This is a genomic window from Streptococcus mobilis, from assembly GCF_059727625.1.
Genome location: NZ_AP041823.1, coordinates 691,897 through 711,003 on the forward strand (window position 1 = coordinate 691,897; position 19,107 = coordinate 711,003).

18 protein-coding genes and 1 pseudogene are annotated in these 19,107 nt (G+C 43.2%); 16 read left to right on the forward strand and 3 right to left on the reverse strand.

Features of this window, described 5'->3' with window-relative positions:
- Positions 1-16: 16 nt before the first annotated feature.
- Positions 17-862: a peptidylprolyl isomerase gene (locus AC6IZR_RS03285; protein WP_414352620.1), complete on the reverse strand. Its 846-nt coding sequence runs from the start codon at positions 860-862 to the stop codon at positions 17-19.
- Between the two features lie 174 nt (positions 863-1,036).
- On the opposite strand from AC6IZR_RS03285, the gene AC6IZR_RS03290 reads away from it, so the two are divergent.
- From AC6IZR_RS03290 to AC6IZR_RS03325, 8 genes are all read left to right on the forward strand, one after another.
- Positions 1,037-1,957, forward strand: a complete 921-nt coding sequence (locus AC6IZR_RS03290; RefSeq protein WP_414333647.1) for a DMT family transporter — start codon at positions 1,037-1,039, stop codon at positions 1,955-1,957.
- Positions 1,958-2,168: 211 nt separating this feature from the next.
- Positions 2,169-2,933 (forward strand): hypothetical protein, encoded by a 765-nt coding sequence (locus tag AC6IZR_RS03295; protein WP_497848776.1) that lies wholly within the window; start codon positions 2,169-2,171, stop codon positions 2,931-2,933.
- A gap of 63 nt (positions 2,934-2,996) precedes the next feature.
- Entirely contained in the window at positions 2,997-3,479 is a 483-nt protein-coding gene (locus tag AC6IZR_RS03300; RefSeq protein ID WP_371585189.1) for a hypothetical protein, read from the forward strand.
- Between the two features lie 32 nt (positions 3,480-3,511).
- The gene (locus tag AC6IZR_RS03305; RefSeq protein WP_497848777.1) at positions 3,512-4,261 is read left to right on the forward strand and encodes a hypothetical protein; all 750 of its coding nucleotides are present in this window, start codon (positions 3,512-3,514) and stop codon (positions 4,259-4,261) included.
- Positions 4,262-4,386: 125 nt separating this feature from the next.
- Complete coding sequence (locus AC6IZR_RS03310) at positions 4,387-4,929, forward strand: hypothetical protein (RefSeq protein ID WP_497848778.1); 543 nt, start codon at positions 4,387-4,389, stop codon at positions 4,927-4,929.
- 99 nt (positions 4,930-5,028) lie between these two features.
- Positions 5,029-7,389, forward strand: a complete 2,361-nt coding sequence (locus AC6IZR_RS03315; RefSeq protein ID WP_497848779.1) for a DNA translocase FtsK — start codon at positions 5,029-5,031, stop codon at positions 7,387-7,389.
- A gap of 66 nt (positions 7,390-7,455) precedes the next feature.
- Positions 7,456-7,842 carry an SMU1112c/YaeR family gloxylase I-like metalloprotein gene (gene gloA2, locus AC6IZR_RS03320; protein ID WP_371585185.1) on the forward strand — a complete coding sequence of 129 codons (387 nt, stop codon included), beginning with the start codon at positions 7,456-7,458 and terminating at the stop codon, positions 7,840-7,842.
- A gap of 8 nt (positions 7,843-7,850) precedes the next feature.
- The gene (locus AC6IZR_RS03325) at positions 7,851-10,169 is read left to right on the forward strand and encodes an HAD-IC family P-type ATPase (RefSeq protein ID WP_497848780.1); all 2,319 of its coding nucleotides are present in this window, start codon (positions 7,851-7,853) and stop codon (positions 10,167-10,169) included.
- Positions 10,170-10,358: 189 nt separating this feature from the next.
- On the opposite strand, the gene AC6IZR_RS03330 is transcribed toward AC6IZR_RS03325, so the two are convergent.
- Positions 10,359-10,703, reverse strand: a complete 345-nt coding sequence (locus tag AC6IZR_RS03330) for a DUF3397 family protein (RefSeq protein WP_070587068.1) — start codon at positions 10,701-10,703, stop codon at positions 10,359-10,361.
- Between the two features lie 160 nt (positions 10,704-10,863).
- Here AC6IZR_RS03330 and rplK point away from each other — a divergent pair, with 160 nt between their 5' ends.
- From rplK to AC6IZR_RS03370, 8 genes are all read left to right on the forward strand, one after another.
- Positions 10,864-11,289 carry a 50S ribosomal protein L11 gene (gene rplK, locus AC6IZR_RS03335; protein WP_003005369.1) on the forward strand — a complete coding sequence of 142 codons (426 nt, stop codon included), beginning with the start codon at positions 10,864-10,866 and terminating at the stop codon, positions 11,287-11,289.
- A 97-nt stretch (positions 11,290-11,386) separates the two neighbouring features.
- Entirely contained in the window at positions 11,387-12,076 is a 690-nt protein-coding gene (gene rplA, locus AC6IZR_RS03340) for a 50S ribosomal protein L1 (protein ID WP_003005355.1), read from the forward strand.
- 128 nt (positions 12,077-12,204) lie between these two features.
- Positions 12,205-13,647 carry an APC family permease gene (locus AC6IZR_RS03345; RefSeq protein ID WP_070587069.1) on the forward strand — a complete coding sequence of 481 codons (1,443 nt, stop codon included), beginning with the start codon at positions 12,205-12,207 and terminating at the stop codon, positions 13,645-13,647.
- A 389-nt stretch (positions 13,648-14,036) separates the two neighbouring features.
- Entirely contained in the window at positions 14,037-14,768 is a 732-nt protein-coding gene (gene pyrH, locus AC6IZR_RS03350) for a UMP kinase (RefSeq protein ID WP_003005706.1), read from the forward strand.
- A gap of 19 nt (positions 14,769-14,787) precedes the next feature.
- Positions 14,788-15,345, forward strand: a complete 558-nt coding sequence (frr, locus tag AC6IZR_RS03355; RefSeq protein ID WP_003005165.1) for a ribosome recycling factor — start codon at positions 14,788-14,790, stop codon at positions 15,343-15,345.
- A 99-nt stretch (positions 15,346-15,444) separates the two neighbouring features.
- Entirely contained in the window at positions 15,445-16,299 is an 855-nt protein-coding gene (gene cvfB / locus AC6IZR_RS03360) for an RNA-binding virulence regulatory protein CvfB (protein ID WP_003005366.1), read from the forward strand.
- 10 nt (positions 16,300-16,309) lie between these two features.
- Complete coding sequence (locus AC6IZR_RS03365) at positions 16,310-16,525, forward strand: YozE family protein (RefSeq protein WP_497848781.1); 216 nt, start codon at positions 16,310-16,312, stop codon at positions 16,523-16,525.
- 79 nt (positions 16,526-16,604) lie between these two features.
- On the forward strand, positions 16,605-17,603 hold the full coding sequence (locus tag AC6IZR_RS03370; RefSeq protein WP_045759724.1) for a PhoH family protein: 999 nt from the start codon (positions 16,605-16,607) through the stop codon (positions 17,601-17,603).
- Positions 17,604-17,907: 304 nt separating this feature from the next.
- On the opposite strand, the pseudogene ald reads toward AC6IZR_RS03370, so the two are convergent.
- Positions 17,908-19,019: pseudogene (ald, locus tag AC6IZR_RS03375) on the reverse strand (alanine dehydrogenase).
- Positions 19,020-19,107 lie beyond the last annotated feature (88 nt).

Below are 19,107 nucleotides of genomic sequence, written 5' to 3' on the forward strand. Positions count from 1 at the left end.
CTCGGTTCTCTTTTCATTATTTCTTGAAATCATAGTCTTTTAAGATTTCAATTTTTTCAATTTTGATATCTGTTTTTGGTTTGTCCTTATCATCGGTTTCGGTAGATGCAATTTTATCGACCACATCCATACCATCGACGACTTGGCCAAAGACAGTGTAGTTACCACCATCGAGGGTTGGATTTCCACCATTTTTATAAGCATCGATGATCCTAGCTGGGAAGCGGTCAGTTGGGAGTTTACTTGAAATATCATCCTTATTTTGGTTGATATAGAATTGACTACCATTGGTATTTGGACCAGAATTGGCCATTGCAAGGGCTCCACGAAGGTTGTAAAGGTATGGAGAATACTCATTCTCAAAACCAGTACCTGAATCTTTGGATTTGTCTTTGCCCTTCCAGATAGATTCGCCACCCGTACCGTCTCCTTTAGGATCCCCAGTTTGGATCATAAAGTTGTTAATAACACGGTGGAAAAGCAAGCCATTGTAGTAGCCTTCTTTTGCGTGGGTCAAGAAGTTTTCAACTGCAAGTGGGGCATATTTAGGGAAGAGCTTGACAGTGATGTCGCCTTCAGTTGTTGTGATTTTAACTTCTGCTTCGTCTTCAGCCACTTCATTTGAGAGCTGTGGGAAGACAGCATTTTCATTGGTCATGGCATCGTTAAAATCTTTGCGCAGTTGTTCTAATTTCTTTTGTTCTTGTTCAATTTTCTTTTGATCTTTTTCACTAGAGCTAGAAGTTGCTGTCTGCTCTGTCTTTTCTTTGCTTGAGCTTGAAGAGTTAGCGTCAGTCTTATTAGACGAACAAGCTGTTAAAGCCAAGCCGGAAAATAATAGTAGTGCGATTAATTTTTTCATATTCTTCCTTTCCAACATAGTTGTCTTTCTCTATTGTACCTTAATTTTGCGATACTTTCAAATCTGGATAAAATTTAAGTCGAAAACACTATTCTGAAAATTTGCAGAAAACAGATGAAAGTATTTCCGAATTCTTGTATAATAGGATGACTACAGGAGAACGATCATCAAAAAATGAAATCATCACATTTTGCGAGAGCCCTCTGGTTTGGTATCCTAGGTGCTCTCTTTTTTGCATTTACCTTTATTTTTAATCGAAGTATGAACCTGGCAGGTGGTTCCTGGATGTGGAGTGCTAGTTTGCGCTACCTTTTTAGTTTGCCTATGATGGCTGTTTTAGTCTGGCAGAAAGGCGAGTTGAAGGGTGTCTTGTCAGCAATTGCACGGGCCCCGTGGACTTGGTTGCTCTGGAGTACGGTCGGCTTTGGTCTCTTTTATGCGCCCTTATCGATGGCTTCTATCTATGGAGAATCATGGTTTGTGGCTGCGACCTGGCAGATCACGATTTTAGCAGGTCTCCTTCTGACACCACTTTTTGGCCAAAAGATTCCAGGAAAACAGTTTGGAATGACTTTGCTGATTTTGTTAGGAATCGTATTGATACAAATTCCATATTTTGGACGAGGTCTCGGAGAAGGTGTGGTGCGAGCTAGTATCTTAATTTTGATCGCTGCTTTTTCCTATCCATTGGGAAATCGCAAGATGCTGGTTTATTGTAAAGAAGAGCAATTATCAACGACCCAACGGGTCTTTGGGATGACCTTAATGAGTGTTCCCTTTTGGTTGCTCTTATCCGTCTTTGCAGGAGTAGATGCAGGCCTGCCATCAGGTGGGCAAATGCTCCAATCCTTGATTGTAGCTGTATTTTCAGGAGTCATCGCGACCATGCTCTTTTTTGAAGCAACCAACTTGGTGAAACACAACCATCAGCAGTTAGCCGTTGTTGAAGCTACCCAGGCCGGCGAGGTCCTCTTCACCCTATTTGGAGGCTGTCTCTTCCTGGGAGATCAGATCCCAACCCCACTAGGATTTTTAGGGGTTTTCATTGTGATCATCGGTATAGTAGGAAATAGTCTGATGACTTCTTCTGAATAGATAGTGGTAGAAAAGTAGGACTTCAAAAATGATATTGCGGTTCAGTCTATCAATGCTAACACCCACGCGGGTGTTTTCTTTTTGGTCTAAATCACTAATTAAGAAGGAAGTTGCACAGAGATAGAAAATTCGGTATGATGGGAGATATGTTAATTTGTTGGGAAATGAACGAATTCCCTCAAAAACCGTATCATGAATAGGAGGCTACAAATTGGATTATAAAACTCTACGAAAAAACTATAGACTCTATATTAGATCTGCTGGCTTGTTGGCAATGCTTCTCATTATTTGTATTGGGTTCGTGGTCAGAGATACTCTTCTTCAGACTGCTGCGCTCTTATTGGTCCTTGCAGGCTTGTTTTTATTCATCCAATTGCTCAAGAAGAGCTATACCAACAAGTGCAACACCTCGCTCCATGTAGACTTAGATTTAGCTTTTTGGCAGCAATACCTTCAGTTGAACAAGAATGTGAAAAAGCCCATTTTACAGATAGATATTAAGCTGACATCGGTTGCCTATTCGTTTATGATGGGAGATTTTGATACTGTTATAAAGGAAGCTAGAGAAGCAATAAGTCAGACGGATTGTCCGCAGAAATATAAGAACTTTTTTGAGAGTTATCTCATGCGATCTACTGTTCTCACAGATCCTGATTTGACTAGAGAAGAGCTAGAGGCTCGATTAAATAAATTGACTATCACAGACCCGACACTGGCTGAGAAAACAAAAATGGTCTGTCTCGCTCTTTATGATTTAACCATTGCGCACCAAAGCAATGATTATTTTGAAGGTTTAAGCAATGACTTCAAGTACCAGCAGTTGGAAATTATCTACTACCAAGCCTTGAATGCTACTCTTAAAGGCGATCAGCACAGAGCCAATGATCTCTTTCGCAAGTTAGCCTCAGAAGATGAGTCGCTCTATATCGTTCGAAAGGCTAAAAAATACTTGAAGGATGAAGGCAGTCATCTGTAAATCCTCCAATCAAAATAGAGATTAATTGAAAGAGCCTGAAAAAATATAAGGAGTTATTAAAAAATGGATAAGAATTTTAACGAGATGTCGTTTGATGAATTGAAATGCTACCGTAGGGAAGGTCTATGGAGATCTTTGGGACTATTGCTGGTCATTATTTTAGTGATTGTGGGAATGGTCTTGATGGAAGTGAATCATGTTTCTCCATCCAATCAGAATCGTTTTCGGGTGATTGGCTTGACAACGGTCATTGCGCTCTTTGCATACCTGATGCCTCTGATGGCAGCAAATCGTGTCATGCGAGACCACCCGGATTGGGTCAAGAAATCAGGGATTCGAGCGAAAATTCCCTTGCCTGTGGCTTGGCATGTCAAAAGACTTTGCGTCCTTGGAGCGAGTCTATTGGTGATTGGAGTATGCTTTTTCTCACTATACAAACCACAAATCTCGCAGACAAATCTGAAGTATCAACAAGATAATATCCAAGTCAATAATGTAATCGATGTGCCTGATATTGAAGTGCCTACGAGTGATAGTCAGGACTAGTGAGTGACAGATTGAATCTAAAAGGGAGAAATATGAAACTTTTTACTTACTCATTTGAAGAAAGTCAATCCTTCGTAAATGAGACCATTATTAGCCGCTTTAACGATAAGGGAAATTGGAAAAGATTTATTGGTATGCCTTTATTTTCTGCAATAGTCTATCTACTTTATATTCTTCTTCCAGCAGTCTTTAAGGGAATAAGACTAGATGGAGATGGGGATGTTGCCTATCAATGGTTAAATTTACCTCTTTTGTTTGTTCTACTTTTATTTTATTTGGTCTACATTTTTTATTCGTTTAAATATCGAAAGAAAAAAATGATCTTGAAATATCTCACTTATTGTTATATGTACCTTCTATTACTATTTATGGAATTAGGATTTGTATTAATTGGGATTTTTTGCAGAAAACTTCTCGGTTTTTTATCAGCAGGATTAACGATAGTTGTTGTGACATATCTCTTTAGGACGGTCCCGAAAAAGATAAAGGCTGCGGTTGAAAAAAGAAAACCCTATGCTTCCTTGGCTGCCCTAGCAACAGAAAAAATAACAGATCAATTATTGATCTGGGGAGGAAGTGGAGTTACAGCGGGTTTTGTATTGTTTGATCGTTCAAATCATACAAATGTAAGAGGAAGCATTGATGCTATCTTAACGCCATTCTGCCCCGCTATTATGGCTGTCGCTCTTTATGTATTCTTTTTAGAAATAGTAGGGGGTTACTACCTATTTTTGTACTACGAACAATACAAAGAAAAATATGACAGTTTAAAATCTATTTAACAAAATAGGAAAAAGTGTAAGTAAGATCTATTTCACAATAGAAACCTCGACATTAGGAAGCTTTCTTGATCGACAGGTTCTTTTTATTTTGTTATGATACAATCAATGATAGATAGGAGAGACTTATGACGACTATTTCAGATGTAATGGAAAAATTCTACGCCGATCACGAGGTGAAACCCTATATTTCGCCTGAGAGGGATTTGGAAACCTGGTTGTTGGATCCAAAGCCCGTTTCTAAACGAAATATGGAGCTCCTTCGAGATGGCTTGCTTGCAGGGGATATTATTCTCTTGTGGCGAATCCATTTTGGAACCTTTACGACAGAGACTTGGTTTCCTAAGTACTTCGAATATACTTATGGGATTCATGCTTCGGAACACGTGAAGGTTTTGGTGGATAAGGGCTATGCTTTTATTGAATCAGCCTTTGATTCATTGGACCATATCAATGCGACTATGAAAAAAGCCATTCTCAAAAAGAAGGGAGTTGCGGGGTTGTCCAAGATGAAAGCGGCCGATTTGAACCAAGCTTTGGCTGAACATTTTACGGAGGAAGAACTGGCGGAGCAGTTCACAATTCGGGGTTATCAGTTGACGGACAAAGGAAAGCAAGCGCTGCAAGACTATCAAGCCATCATTGACCGCCACCCTAAGAAAAACATCTAAAACAGTGCCCAATCGGTGCTGTTTTTTTACTTTATTCTGAAAAATTGAGGAAATGATTTTACTAGAGAACTGGCATAGAAATGTGATATAATAAAGGTTATGGCAAACAATAATCAATCGAAAAAAACACGGTCGACGAGACGACTGTCCAAAGCAGAATTAGAAAGAAAAAAAGCAATTCACCGCATGATTGTGACCATTCTGATTAGTCTGGTTTTAGTCTTTGCGGCCTTGAAATTGGGAGCGGTAGGGGTCTTGGCCTACAACTTAATCCGACTGTTTGTTGGGAGTTTGGCTTACTTGGCTATTTTAGCGACCTTTTTCTACCTCTATGCCTTTAAATGGCTGGACAAACACGAAGGGGTTATTTCAGGATTCCTAAGCTTCTTTGCTGGGGCTCTCTTGATGTTTCAGGCCTTCTTTGTATCCTCCCTTCATTTAGACAATAATGGAATCAAGGTCACTTTTTCAAGAATCATGGCAGACTTGATTCATCTGCGAGTGGAGAGTTTTGCTGGTGGTGGTATGATCGGTGCCCTTCTTTATGCTCCGATTTCCTTCCTCTTTTCAAATATTGGCTCTTATTTTATTGGCCTTCTCTTTATTGGATTGGGGATTCTCTTGATGAGTCCTTACTCCATCTATGATTTGTTTGAAAAGGGATCGGAAGCCTTCCACGCTTCTATGGAAAAACGCAAGGAACGTCGCGAGCAGAAATTCCTTGAAAAGGAAGCGAGAATTGCCGAGGAAGCTGCTGCAGCTGAAAGAGAGCAAGAAGAAGCAAGTGCAGTTCTTCCAACTCCCCTTTCAATGGAAGGGCATCCTGTAGACCCTGAAACGGGAGAGGTGTTGGCGGAAGAGCCGTTCACAGAGTCCTTCCCAGAAGCCGAAATTGTCGCACCAGCAACACCAGAGATCTACCTGCCAGATGAAGAATGGCCTGAAGAGCCTGAAGCATACGAAGAGTTTCCGGAAGCCGAAGAATTCGAGGACGATGGGGAAGAAGTTCAAGTGGATTTCACACCTAAGGAACTCCTCCAGTACAAGCTTCCAACCATTGATCTCTTCGCACCTGACAAGCCCAAAAATCAATCCAAAGAGAAAAACATCGTTCGCCAGAACATCCGCATTTTGGAAGAAACCTTTGCAAGCTTCAATATCAAGGCGACAGTGGAGCGGGCGGAAATCGGCCCTTCTGTTACCAAGTATGAAGTCAAGCCAGCGGTCGGTGTGCGGGTCAACCGTATCTCCAATCTAGCAGATGATTTGGCCTTGGCCCTAGCAGCCAAGGATGTGCGGATTGAAGCACCGATTCCAGGGAAGTCTCTGGTCGGGATTGAAGTGCCCAACTCAGAGATTGCGACCGTTTCCTTCCGTGAATTGTGGGAGCAGTCCAAAACAGATCCAGCTAAACTCCTTGAGATTCCTCTTGGGAAGGCTGTAGATGGCTCGGCTCGGACCTTTGATTTGGCTCGGATGCCCCACCTTTTGGTAGCGGGGTCTACCGGATCTGGTAAGTCAGTAGCGGTTAATGGGATTATTTCGAGTATCTTGATGAAGGCCCGTCCGGACGAAGTCAAGTTTATGATGGTCGATCCAAAGATGGTGGAGCTTTCTGTCTACAATGATATTCCTCACCTCTTGATTCCAGTGGTGACCAACCCACGTAAGGCCAGTCGGGCCCTGCAGAAGGTCGTTGATGAGATGGAAAATCGCTATGAGCTCTTCTCGAAAGTAGGGGCTCGCAATATTGCTGGCTTTAATGCCAAGGTGGCTGAGTACAATGCCCAGTCTGAGATGAAGCAAGTGCCACTTCCTTTGATCGTGGTCATTGTCGACGAGTTGGCAGACTTGATGATAGTCGCAAGTAAAGAAGTGGAAGATGCTATTATTCGCCTTGGACAAAAGGCGCGTGCAGCGGGGATCCACATGATCCTTGCGACTCAGCGGCCATCGGTTGATGTTATCTCAGGTTTGATCAAGGCCAATGTGCCTTCCCGTGTCGCTTTTGCGGTATCATCTGGGACTGACTCACGGACCATCTTGGATGAAAATGGGGCAGAGAAATTGCTCGGTCGGGGAGACATGCTCTTTAAACCGATCGATGAAAATCATCCAATCCGTCTACAAGGATCCTTTATCTCAGATGACGATGTGGAGCGGATTGTCAACTTTGTCAAAGAGCAGGCAGAAGCCGATTATGATGATGCCTTTGATCCAGGAGAAGTATCCGAGTCAGACTTTGATGGAGGCATGGGTTGCTCAGACGAAGGCGATCCTCTCTTTGAAGAGGCCAAAGCGCTCGTCATCGAGACCCAAAAAGCCAGTGCTTCGATGATCCAGCGCCGCTTATCGGTTGGTTTTAATCGGGCGACTCGCCTCATGGAAGAGTTGGAAGCAGCGGGTGTGATTGGACCAGCTGAAGGGACCAAGCCTCGAAAAGTATTGCAACAATCATAAGGATAGGGAAAAAGGGCATATGCCCCACTCCCTTTTCTTTTTATAGAAAATAGAAAGTAGGACCAGATGAAGTTAGACACGATTCATCATATTGCCATCATTGGACGGGATCGCGATGCCATGTTGCACTTTTATGTGGACCAGTTGGGCTTTGCGATTGTCAGTGAGTATGACCGTCCCGAACGCGGAGATATCTTGATCAATCTCCGCCAGGGGGAGCTGACTTTAGAACTCTTTATCAAACTGACAGCCCCAGAACGGCCGAAGCTCCCCTTGCCCGAGCATGCGGGACTGCGTCACCTGGCCTTTAAAGTGGACGATGTAGAGGCGTATCTAGCTAGATTGGATCAGCTAGGTATTGAGAATACAGGCCTTCGCTATGATGATTTTGATGGCAAGAAGATGGCATTTTTCTTTGATCCAGAAGGATTGCCCTTGGAAATACATGAGTGAGGAAAGCAATGGTTAGATTAGAAGGACTCAGTCAGGAAGAAGTAGCGAAAAAGATCCAAGAGGGCAAGCAAAATAAGGTCACGATTAAGACAGAAAAAAGTATTGGGCAGATCATTCGAGACAATGTCTTTACTTACTTTAATCTGATTTTCCTGGTCTTGGCGGTCTTGCTGGTAGCAGTGAAGTCTTGGAACAATCTCTTGTTTGTCCCGGTCGTCGTGGTCAACTCCTTGGTAGGAATTGTGCAGGAGGTCCGCTCGAGACGGATCTTGCGTCAGATGCAATTTCTGCATATGAGTGAGGCGATCGTTCTTCGAGAAGGAAAAGAAGTCGCTCTACCGATCGATCAGCTGGTGGAGGGCGATCTGGTTCGCTTTCAAGCTGGAGATCAGATCTATGCGGATGGGGTCTTGCTGGAGGGCGAGCTAAAAGTCGATGAGTCGCAATTGACAGGTGAAGCCGATGAGGTCAAAAAAGGAGCGCAAGATGCGCTCATGTCAGGTAGTTTTGTGATCGCTGGTCAAGGTTTAGCGCGACTAGAAAAAGTTGGGAACGACTCCTACATCAACCAATTGAGCCTGGAAGCCAAGCAGGTTAAGTCTCATGAGGAGTCCGATATGGTTCATGCGGTCAATCGCATTGTGGGGATCATCGGCCTTCTCATCATTCCGCTAGGTTCGCTCCTTTTTCTTCGCAGCTATATCAGCCTAGGCGATAGCCTCAAGCTCAGTGTGACTTCAACAGTCGGTGCCTTGATCGGTATGATTCCGGAAGGCTTGTATCTCTTGATGACCTTGGCACTGGCTCTGGGTGCTGTCAGATTAGCCAAGGAAAAGGTCCTGCTCAATAGCATGAAGGGGATTGAGACCTTATCGCGCGTGGATGTCCTTTGTGTCGATAAGACAGGGACCATTACAGAGCCAGGTATGGAAGTAACAGAGATTCGTCCAGTTAAAGACGCTCAAGACTTGGAAGCTCTAGCTCAGTATGTAGGAGCTAGTATGGATCAAAACGATACCATGGATGCCATCCGAAAATTTCACAAGACTCCAGTCAGCCAGCCTTGGAAGGCTCTCGACATTCAGCCCTTTACGTCTAAGAAAAAGTATGGGGCGATTGCCTTTGAATCGGGGATCTATGTATTAGGTGCACCAGAGTTTGTTTTACGAGAGGGCTTCTCTGAGGTTGAACAAGAGATAGCTCCTGCTACTCAGGCAGGCAATCGGGTCTTGGCCTTTGGGAAATATAAGGGAGATCACCTGGGAGAGACTTTAGAGGCTCCTGTAGACTTGGTAGCCTGGATTATTCTCTCCAATCCTTTGAGAAAAAATGCCAAAGAAACCTTCGCCTACTTTAAACAACAAGGAGTGACCATTAAGGTTATCTCAGGGGACAACCCTGCTACAGTTTCAGCTATTGCACAAAAAGCAGGCATTGAAGGAGCAGAGGATCTAATCGATACCAGAACCTTACTGACGGAAGAAGGCTTGCACCAAGCGGCGAGCCAATATACGGTCTTTGGTCGGGTGACACCAGAGCAAAAGAAAAGCCTTGTAGAAGGCTTGCAGGCAAAGGGGCATAAAGTCGCCATGACTGGAGATGGAGTAAACGATATTCTGGCCCTCAAAACAGCGGATTGTAGTATTGCGATGGAATCTGGAAACGATGCGACCAAGAAGATGGCGCAAGTGGTTTTACTGGATTCTGACTTTGGGAAGATGCCGTCTATCGTGGCAGAAGGTCGGCGAGTGGTCAATAATATTCAACGATCAGCCAGTCTCTTTTTGATCAAGAATATCTTTTCCATTTTGTTGGCCATCTCAGTGACGCTTTTAGCCTTTACCTATCCCATCATGCCGTCGCAGATGTCTTTGATCAGTGGTTTTACGATTGGGATTCCAGGATTCTTCCTAGCGCTTGAGCCCAATAGCGAGCGCATCAAAGGGCGTTTTATCGAAACGGTCTTTAAAAATGCACTACCTGCTGCCTTGACGGATTTTATACTGATCTTCAGTCTGGTATTGCTCTCTTCTACATTTGGCATGAGGTCGGAAGAGCTCTCAAGTGCAGCCATCTGCTTGATGGCCTTCGTTGGCTTTACCATCATCTACCAAGAATCCCAGCCTCTCAATCACTACAAGAGACTGGTTCTTCTAGGAAATATCCTAGCCTTCCTGGTTTCAAGTAGTATCTTAGGTAGATTCTTTAACATGAGCCCCTTGAGGCTTCAAACGCTAGTCATCTGTGCCATCATGGCAGTTCTTGCTCTCGTCTTGATTCAAATCTTCAAGAAGTTGGTGGGCTGGTTCTTTCATCGGAAGAAATAAAAGAGAGAGTGGGACAGAAATCGGTAATTCGTTAGAATTCGATTTCGTCGTCCCACCACCTCCGCACAGTTGAGTAGGGCTGTAAAAGCTGATGAAATCAGCGTAGTAGAGCCCACTCAACCACTGCGTCTTGCTCGACAATCCAAAAATAATTGAGAGGCTAGGACTTTTGTCCCAGCCTCTTTGGTATTAGATAAACAAACTAGCGGTTAGGATCAGATAGAGGAAGAAGGTAACCAGAAATCCAGCGCGCCAGAAGTATTTGATAAATTTCGGATAATAAAAACTCTTTTTCTTTTTTAAGAAATAAATCGTTAGCCCCAAGGCCAAAAGCGAAAGGCTCAAGGCTAGCAGTGGTAAGAGGCTGTGGTAAAAGGCACTGTCTGAGATCAGGTAGTACTCCAATGCAAATAAAGGAAAGGCAATATCGGTGGATCGCCATCCTCTTTTTTGGAGTTTAAAGAGGTGAACAATGATGCCGCTCAGAATCAGCGTTAAAAAAATAAATAATACAGAAGCAACTTTGATTAACATAGCTTCATTCTATCATAAAACGAAAAAAAAGTTTACTATATTTTAATTTTTTCTTGCAAAAAAAGAGAAATCGTGTATAATAGAAAGGTATGCACAAAGCATACTTGTGGGAGGTAAAAATCTGTAATTACCGCCAAAACCACAAAGGAGGATTTAAGAAATGGCTAAAAAAGTCGAAAAACTTGTAAAATTGCAAATCCCTGCTGGTAAAGCTACTCCAGCTCCACCGGTTGGTCCAGCGCTTGGTCAAGCAGGTATCAACATCATGGGATTCACTAAAGAGTTTAACGCTCGTACAGCTGATCAAGCTGGTATGATCATCCCAGTTGTTATCACTGTTTATGAAGACAAATCATTCGATTTCGTTACAAAAACACCACCAGCTGCTGTTCTTTTGAAAAAAGCTGCAGGTGTTGAAAAAGGTTCAGGTACACCGAACAAAACGAAAGTTGCAACTGTAACTCGTGCACAAGTACAACAAATCGCTGAAACTAAGATGCCAGATTTGAACGCTGCAAACATTGAGTCTGCAATGCGTATGATCGAAGGTACTGCTCGTTCTATGGGATTCACTGTTACTGACTAATTGTAACAATCCTATTTGCCCGCAATACACTTGATCAAATGACGAGTGACGTGGGAGATGAAAATCGATATGACCACATTACAAGGAGAAAGATAAAATGGCTAAAAAAAGCAAACAACTTCGTGCTGCTCTTGAAAAAATCGACAGCACAAAAGTCTACAGCGTAGAAGAAGCTGTAGCTCTTGCAAAAGAAACTAACTTTGCAAAATTTGACGCAACTGTAGAAGTTGCTTACAACTTGAACATCGACGTGAAAAAAGCTGACCAACAAATCCGTGGTGCAATGGTATTGCCAAACGGAACTGGTAAAACAGCTCGCGTACTTGTATTTGCACGTGGTGCAAAAGCTGAAGAAGCAAAAGCTGCTGGTGCAGACTTCGTAGGTGAAGATGACCTTGTTGCGAAAATCAACGATGGTTGGTTGGACTTCGACGTTGTTATCGCTACACCTGACATGATGGCTCTTGTTGGACGTCTTGGACGTGTCCTTGGACCACGTAACTTGATGCCAAACCCTAAAACTGGTACAGTAACAATGGATGTTGCGAAAGCAGTTGAAGAGTCTAAAGGTGGTAAAATCACTTACCGTGCTGATAAAGCAGGTATCGTTCAAGCGATCATCGGTAAAGTTTCATTCGATGATACTAAATTGGTTGAAAACTTTAAAGCTTTCAACGACACAATCCAAAAAGCAAAACCAGCTACAGCTAAAGGTACTTACGTAACTAGCTTGACTTTGACTACAACTCAAGGTCCTGGTATCAAAGTGGATGTTAACTCACTTTAATTGAAATGAAAAGCTGCCTTCGGGTAGCTTTTTTTGTATCAAAAAGTTTTAACAAAAATTGCAGAAAACGCTTACAAATTTAAAGTCAAATGTTATACTAGATCTATCAAAAAATAAGGAGATCTATTATGAAGAAAGATCACAACCAATTAAATTGGCTCATGGTCTCACTCATTGCTTTTAATATGGTGTGGGGATTGGGAAATGTCGTGAATAACTATTCGACCCAAGGCATTTCTGTTATTGTTTCTTGGATCTTGATTTTGGCCATCTATTTCATCCCCTATGCTTTGATTGTTGGTCAACTGGGTTCAACCTTTAAAGAAAGTGGGGGTGGTGTCAGCGAGTGGGTTGAAAAGACCTCTACAAAGCGCCTTGCCTATTTCGCGGCCTGGACCTACTGGGTTGTACACATTCCCTATTTAGCTCAAAAGCCTCAACGGATTTTGATCTCTCTCGGTTGGGTTCTCCAAGGGAATGACAAATTTGTGAGTGGCTTAAGTATCCAATGGGTGGTTATCCTTTGCTTGATCATTTTTGGAATTTTTCTCTATCTCTCTACCAAAGGTTTGACGACCTTGAAAGTCATTGGTGGCTTAGCTGGTAGTGCCATGCTGATCATGTCCTTCCTCTTTGTCCTTTTGGCAGTTGGAGTTCCTTTCATCAATCCAGGTATGAAGTTTGCAACCCAACATATGGATCAGGTGAGCACCTATATTCCAAATTTTGACTTTTCATATTTCACGACCATTTCTCTCTTAGTCTTTGCGGTAGGTGGGGCTGAGAAGATCTCGCCTTACGTCAATCAAACCCGTAATCCTGCGCGTGAATTTCCGAAAGGAATGATTGTCATGGCGATCATGGTTGGACTTTCTGCCATCCTTGGTTCCTTAGCTATGGGGATGCTCTTTGACAGTGGACATATTCCAGAAGATTTGATGCGAAATGGAGCCTTCCAAGCATTCCAAATTCTTGGGAAACACTGGGGAGTTGGGAATGTCTTGGTGATTATTTATGCTCTTACAGATATGATTGGACAAATCGCAGCCCTGGCCTTTTCGATTGATGCTCCTCTTCAAATCTTGCTCCATAATGCGGACGAAGAATATATTCCTTCTTGGCTTCGCAAACGCAGCAAGAAAGGTGTCTTGACTAATGGTTACCTCTTGACAGGGATTTTGGTTAGTCTCCTCATCATTGTTCCCCTCTTTGGGATTCAAGAAATCGATGGCTTGGTAAAATGGATGACCAATCTGAACTCTGTTGTGATGCCAATGCGGTATCTCTGGGTTTTCTTTGCCTATATTATGCTCAATCGTGCTTGGAAGAAGTACAAGGATGCAGAATACAAGATGACCAAGAGCCCAAATCTTGGTTTTATCATAGGGGCTTGGTGCTTCCTGTTTACGGCTTTTGCCTGTATTTTGGGGATGGTTCCAAAAGTCGACTTTAAGGTGGACCCAGTTGCTTGGCAATTCTCTCTATTGACCAATATCTTGACTCCGCTTGTCCTGATTGCCTTAGGGATTATCCTGCCTTGGATCGCCCGTCGTGAAAAGAAAAAAGCCTAAAAAATTGTTGAAAAAGACAACTTTTTTACAAGAAATATAATAAGATTTTTTGCAAAAGATTAAAATATTCTTTTTATAATGGTTAAAGCATGTTCTGAAACTTTCCGCCGTGAGAAAAGTGCTTGAAATAATAATAGTTCAAGCACTCGGTAGTTTTGAAACCTTAGGTTCAAAACTAAGTCATGGAACTTCGAAGAAGTTCGCTGACGTCCGTACTCACCTAAGGAAAGTTTCTATAATGTTTTAGAGAGCAAATTAAAATCTCAGTCTTCGGACTGGGATTTTCACTTGTCAAAGGGCTTTGGAAAAATGAAAAATTTTGATAGATATGACTATATAAAAAGCGTAATTTATGGTAAAATAATACAGATCAAAAAAGGAGAGAGAAAATGGTAGAACCTAAGTATAAACGTATCTTAATCAAGCTATCTGGTGAAGCCCTTGCTGGCGAACGTGGTGTCGGAATCGATATCAAAACTGTCCAAAATATGGCCCAAGAAATCAAGGAAGTTCATGAACTTGGAATTGAAATTGCCTTGGTGATCGGAGGGGGAAACCTTTGGCGTGGAGAACCTGCTGCTGAAGCAGGGATGGATCGTGTCCAAGCAGACTACACAGGTATGCTCGGTACTGTCATGAACGCCCTTGTGATGGCTGATTCGCTTCAACAAGTTGGCGTGGATACCCGTGTTCAAACAGCGATTGCGATGCAACAAGTTGCAGAACCATATATCCGTGGTCGTGCCCTCCGTCACCTTGAAAAAGATCGGATCGTGATCTTTGGTGCAGGGATCGGTTCTCCTTACTTCTCAACAGATACGACAGCAGCCCTTCGTGCAGCTGAGATTGAAGCAGATGCCATTCTCATGGCTAAAAATGGGGTCGATGGTGTTTACAATGCCGATCCGAAAAAAGATGCTTCAGCTGTGAAATTTGAGGAATTGACTCACCGTGATGTGATCAACAAAGGTCTTCGCATCATGGACTCAACAGCCTCTACTCTCTCCATGGACAACGACATTGACTTGGTTGTCTTTAATATGAATGAACCAGGCAATATCAAACGCGTTGTCTTTGGTGAAAATATCGGTACAACCGTATCGAATAACGTAGAAAAATAATAGAAAATAGAGGAAGATTATGGCAAACCCAATCGTAGAAAAAGCAAAAGAAAGAATGACCCAGTCTCACCAAAGTTTGGGACGTGAATTTGGTAGCATCCGTGCTGGACGTGCAAACGCAAGTCTTTTGGATCGTATTTTCGTAGAATACTACGGAGTAGAGACTCCATTGAACCAATTGGCATCTATCACTATTCCAGAAGCACGTGTCTTGTTAATCACACCATTTGATAAATCATCTTTGAAAGACATCGAGCACAGCATCAATGCTTCTGACCTTGGTATCACTCCAGCCAACGATGGATCTGTTATCCGCTTGGTTATCCCAGCTTTGACAGAAGAAACTCGTCGTGACTTGGCAAAAGAAGTGAAAAAAGTGGGTGAAAATGCTAAAGTAGCGATCCGTAACATTCGTCGTGATGCTATGGATGAAGCCAAGAAACAAGAAAAAGCAAAAGAAATCACAGAAGATGAATTGAAAGGTCTTGAAAAAGAGATCCAAAAAGTTACGGATGATGCTGTCAAACATGTGGATGAAATGACAGCGCACAAAGAAAAAGAATTGATGGAAGTTTAATCCATCCCAACCATTACAGGAAAGAAAGACTCAGTTGGCACTGCTGGCTGGGTTTTATTTCCATTATTCTTGTGAAGAGGCAAGAGGAAAGAAGGAAACATGAATACGAATCTAGCAAGCTACATCATGGGAATGGTCATTGATGAAAATGATCACTTCTATTTTGTTCAAAAAGATGGCCAGACCTACGCGCTTGATAAAGCAGAAGGCCCCCATCAAGTCGGAGAAAGTGTCAAGGGCTTTGCCTATACAGATATGAAGCAAAAGCTCCGACTCACGACACTTGAAGTCACAGCAACTCAAGAAAGCTTTGGCTGGGGAACGGTTACGGAAGTACGCAAGGATTTGGGAGTCTTTGTGGACACAGGGCTTCCAGATAAGCAGATTGTTGTCTCACTAGATATCCTACCGGAGATCAAAGATCTATGGCCTAAAAAGGGCGATCGTCTCTATATTCGACTAGAAGTTGATAAGAAAGATCGGATTTGGGGGATCTTAGCCTACCAGGAAGATTTCCAGCGTTTGGCTCGTCCAGCCTATAACAATATGCAAAACCAAAACTGGCCAGCCATTGTCTACCGCTTGAAATTGTCTGGAACCTTTGTTTACCTTCCAGAGAACAATATGCTGGGCTTTATCCACCCAAGTGAGCGCTATGCAGAACCTCGTTTGGGAGAGGTCTTAAATGCTCGCGTCATCGGTTTTCGTGAAGTGGATCGGACCTTGAACTTGTCGCTGAAGCCACGCTCTTTTGAAATGCTTGAAAACGATGCCCAAATGATTCTGACCTATTTGGAAGCCAATGGAGGCTTTATGACCCTGAATGATAAGTCATCTCCAGAAGAGATCAAGGCAACCTTTGGGATTTCAAAAGGGCAGTTCAAAAAGGCTTTGGGGGGGCTGATGAAGGCCAAAAAAATCAAGCAAGACCAGTTTGGAACAGAGTTGATCTAAGAGGAGGCTTATGCGAAAATCATTTTATACTTGGTTGATGACGGAGCGCAATCCTAAAAGCAATGCTCCTAAAGCCATTCTAGCAGATCTTGCTTTTCACGAGTCTGCTTTTCCCAAGCATACAGATGACTTCGACGAGGTCAGTCGCTATCTAGAAGAGCATGCCAGCTTTTCCTTTAATCTTGGCGATTTTGATGCAATTTGGGATGAATACCAAGCCCACTAGAAAAGGACAGGTCGAGGATGGTTTTTTCTCGGCCTCTTTGTTATAATAATAGAAAAACACAGGTAGAGAGGTTCTTTATTTGCAAGAACATTCAGTTGAAATTACATTAACGCATCCAGACGATCTCTTTCATTTGTTTGGATCTAACGAACGCCATCTTCGTTTGATGGAGCAAGAATTTGGGGTAACTATTCACGCCCGGACAGAAATCGTCCAAATCATTGGGGAAGAAGAAACCTGCGAGCAGGTTCGTCAAGTCATTCAGGCTCTTTTGGTCCTCGTCAACCGTGGCATGACCATTGGAACGCCGGATGTGGTGACCGCCATTACCATGGTGAGAAATGGTGAATTGGATAAGTTCATCGCTCTCTATGAAGAAGAGATTATCAAGGATAGTTACGGCAAGCCCATTCGGGTTAAAACGCTTGGTCAAAAGATCTATGTCGATAGTGTCAAGAACCATGATGTCACTTTTGGGATTGGACCAGCGGGGACTGGGAAAACCTTCCTAGCAGTGACTTTGGCTGTGACTGCCCTCAAGCGTGGTCAGGTCAAACGGATCATTTTGACGCGTCCTGCTGTAGAAGCTGGAGAGAGTCTTGGTTTCCTACCAGGGGATCTTAAAGAAAAAGTGGACCCTTATCTACGACCGGTCTATGATGCTCTTTACCAGATTTTAGGGAAAGACCAAACCACTCGGATGATGGAGCGGGAGATTATCGAGATTGCGCCTTTGGCTTATATGCGCGGGCGGACCTTGGACGATGCTTTCGTCATTCTCGATGAAGCGCAAAATACCACCATCATGCAGATGAAGATGTTTTTGACCCGTCTTGGGTTTAACTCTAAGATGATTGTCAATGGAGATACCAGCCAGATTGACCTCCCTCGAAATGTCAAATCCGGCTTGATTGATGCTCAGGAGAAATTGAAGAACATTTCTCAAATTGACTTTGTGCATTTCTCTGCCAAGGATGTCGTTCGTCATCCAGTAGTAGCAGAGATTATCCGGGCCTACGAGCCAATCCCAAATCCAGTCCTCAAAGAAAAACTGGATGTGGAAGAAGAAGCAGAATAAAAAGGCAAAGATCATCGGATCTTTGCCTTAAATTGACGATAAAATCATCTCTTAGCCTTTCCTTAGGTGAGAACGGACGTCAGCGAACTTCTTCGAAGTTCCATGACTAATAATTGAGCCTAAGGTCTCAATTATTCCGGGTGCTTGAAACTAAATTGTTTCAAGCACTTTTCTCACGGCGGAAAGTCTCTGAAAATGATTTAAAAAATTCAAAACAACTTGTTTTTTCCAAAACATTTTTAATTAGTTCATATGAAAAAAATAAGTTGTTTGTTTTTTTCGATGGTAATTCTTTTATGATAGTTTAAACCAATTCATCAATTGGTGTGAAGTCGCGCTCTAAACCAGTAGCAACTGGTTGGCTAGTGATGTGACCTTGGTAAGTAGTGACACCTTGGCGCAAGCCTTCATCGAGGGCAATTGCCTTGTGGAAGCCATTGTCAGCTAGGGATTCAACATAAGGAAGGGTCACATTGGTAAGGGCGATGGTAGAGGTACGAGCGACGGCCCCTGGAATATTGGCAACGGCATAGTGGAGCACGCCGTGTTTTTCGTAAACTGGCTCCGCATGCGTTGTGACACGGTCTGCTGTTTCAATAACCCCACCTTGGTCAACGGCCACATCGACGATGACAGAACCGGGACGCATTTGTTTGACCATATCGTCTGTCACTAATTTAGGAGCTTTAGCCCCAGGAATCAAGACAGCTCCGATGACAACATCGGCATCACGGACACTGGCTTCAATGTTAAATGGGTTGGACATAAGGGTTTGGATTTGATGACCAAAGACATCTTCTAGAACAGCCAAACGTTTAGCGCTGATATCTAAGATGGTCACTTGGGCACCGAGTCCAAGGGCGATACGAGCAGCATGGGTTCCAACGACCCCACCTCCGATGATGGTGACTTTTCCTTTGGGAACACCTGGCACCCCACCTAGGAGGACGCCTGATCCTCCTTCTGGTTTAGTCAAGAAGTGGGCTCCGATTTGCACAGCCATCCGTCCAGCAACCTCACTCATTGGCACCAAGAGTGGCAATTGTCCATCAAAGTCACGCACCGTTTCGTAGGCCACCCCTGTTGTTTTAGCTGAGACCATTGCGTCCGCTAATTCTGGTGCAGCAGCCATGTGCAAGTAGGTGAAGAGCAAGAGGTCTTCACGAAGGAAGTCATATTTTCAGCGAGAGGTTCTTTGACTTTGACCACCATCTCAGCGGCCCAAGCTTCTGCAGCAGTCGCAACGATGGTTGCCCCTTGCTTCGTGTAATCTTCATCCGCAAAGCCAGAACCAAGTCCGGCATTTGTTTCTACCAAAACTTGATGTCCTTTCTTGACCAAGCTTTGTACGCCTGCGGGAGTCAAACCGACCCGATTTTCGTTGTTTTTAATTTCTTTAGGAATTCCAATGAGCATTCTTGCCTCCTTGCTCAGATTTAGGTGTAAAAAGGCCATTGGTGTGAGATTGCTCTCTTGACTCAATGACCTTTTCACTCCTTATCCG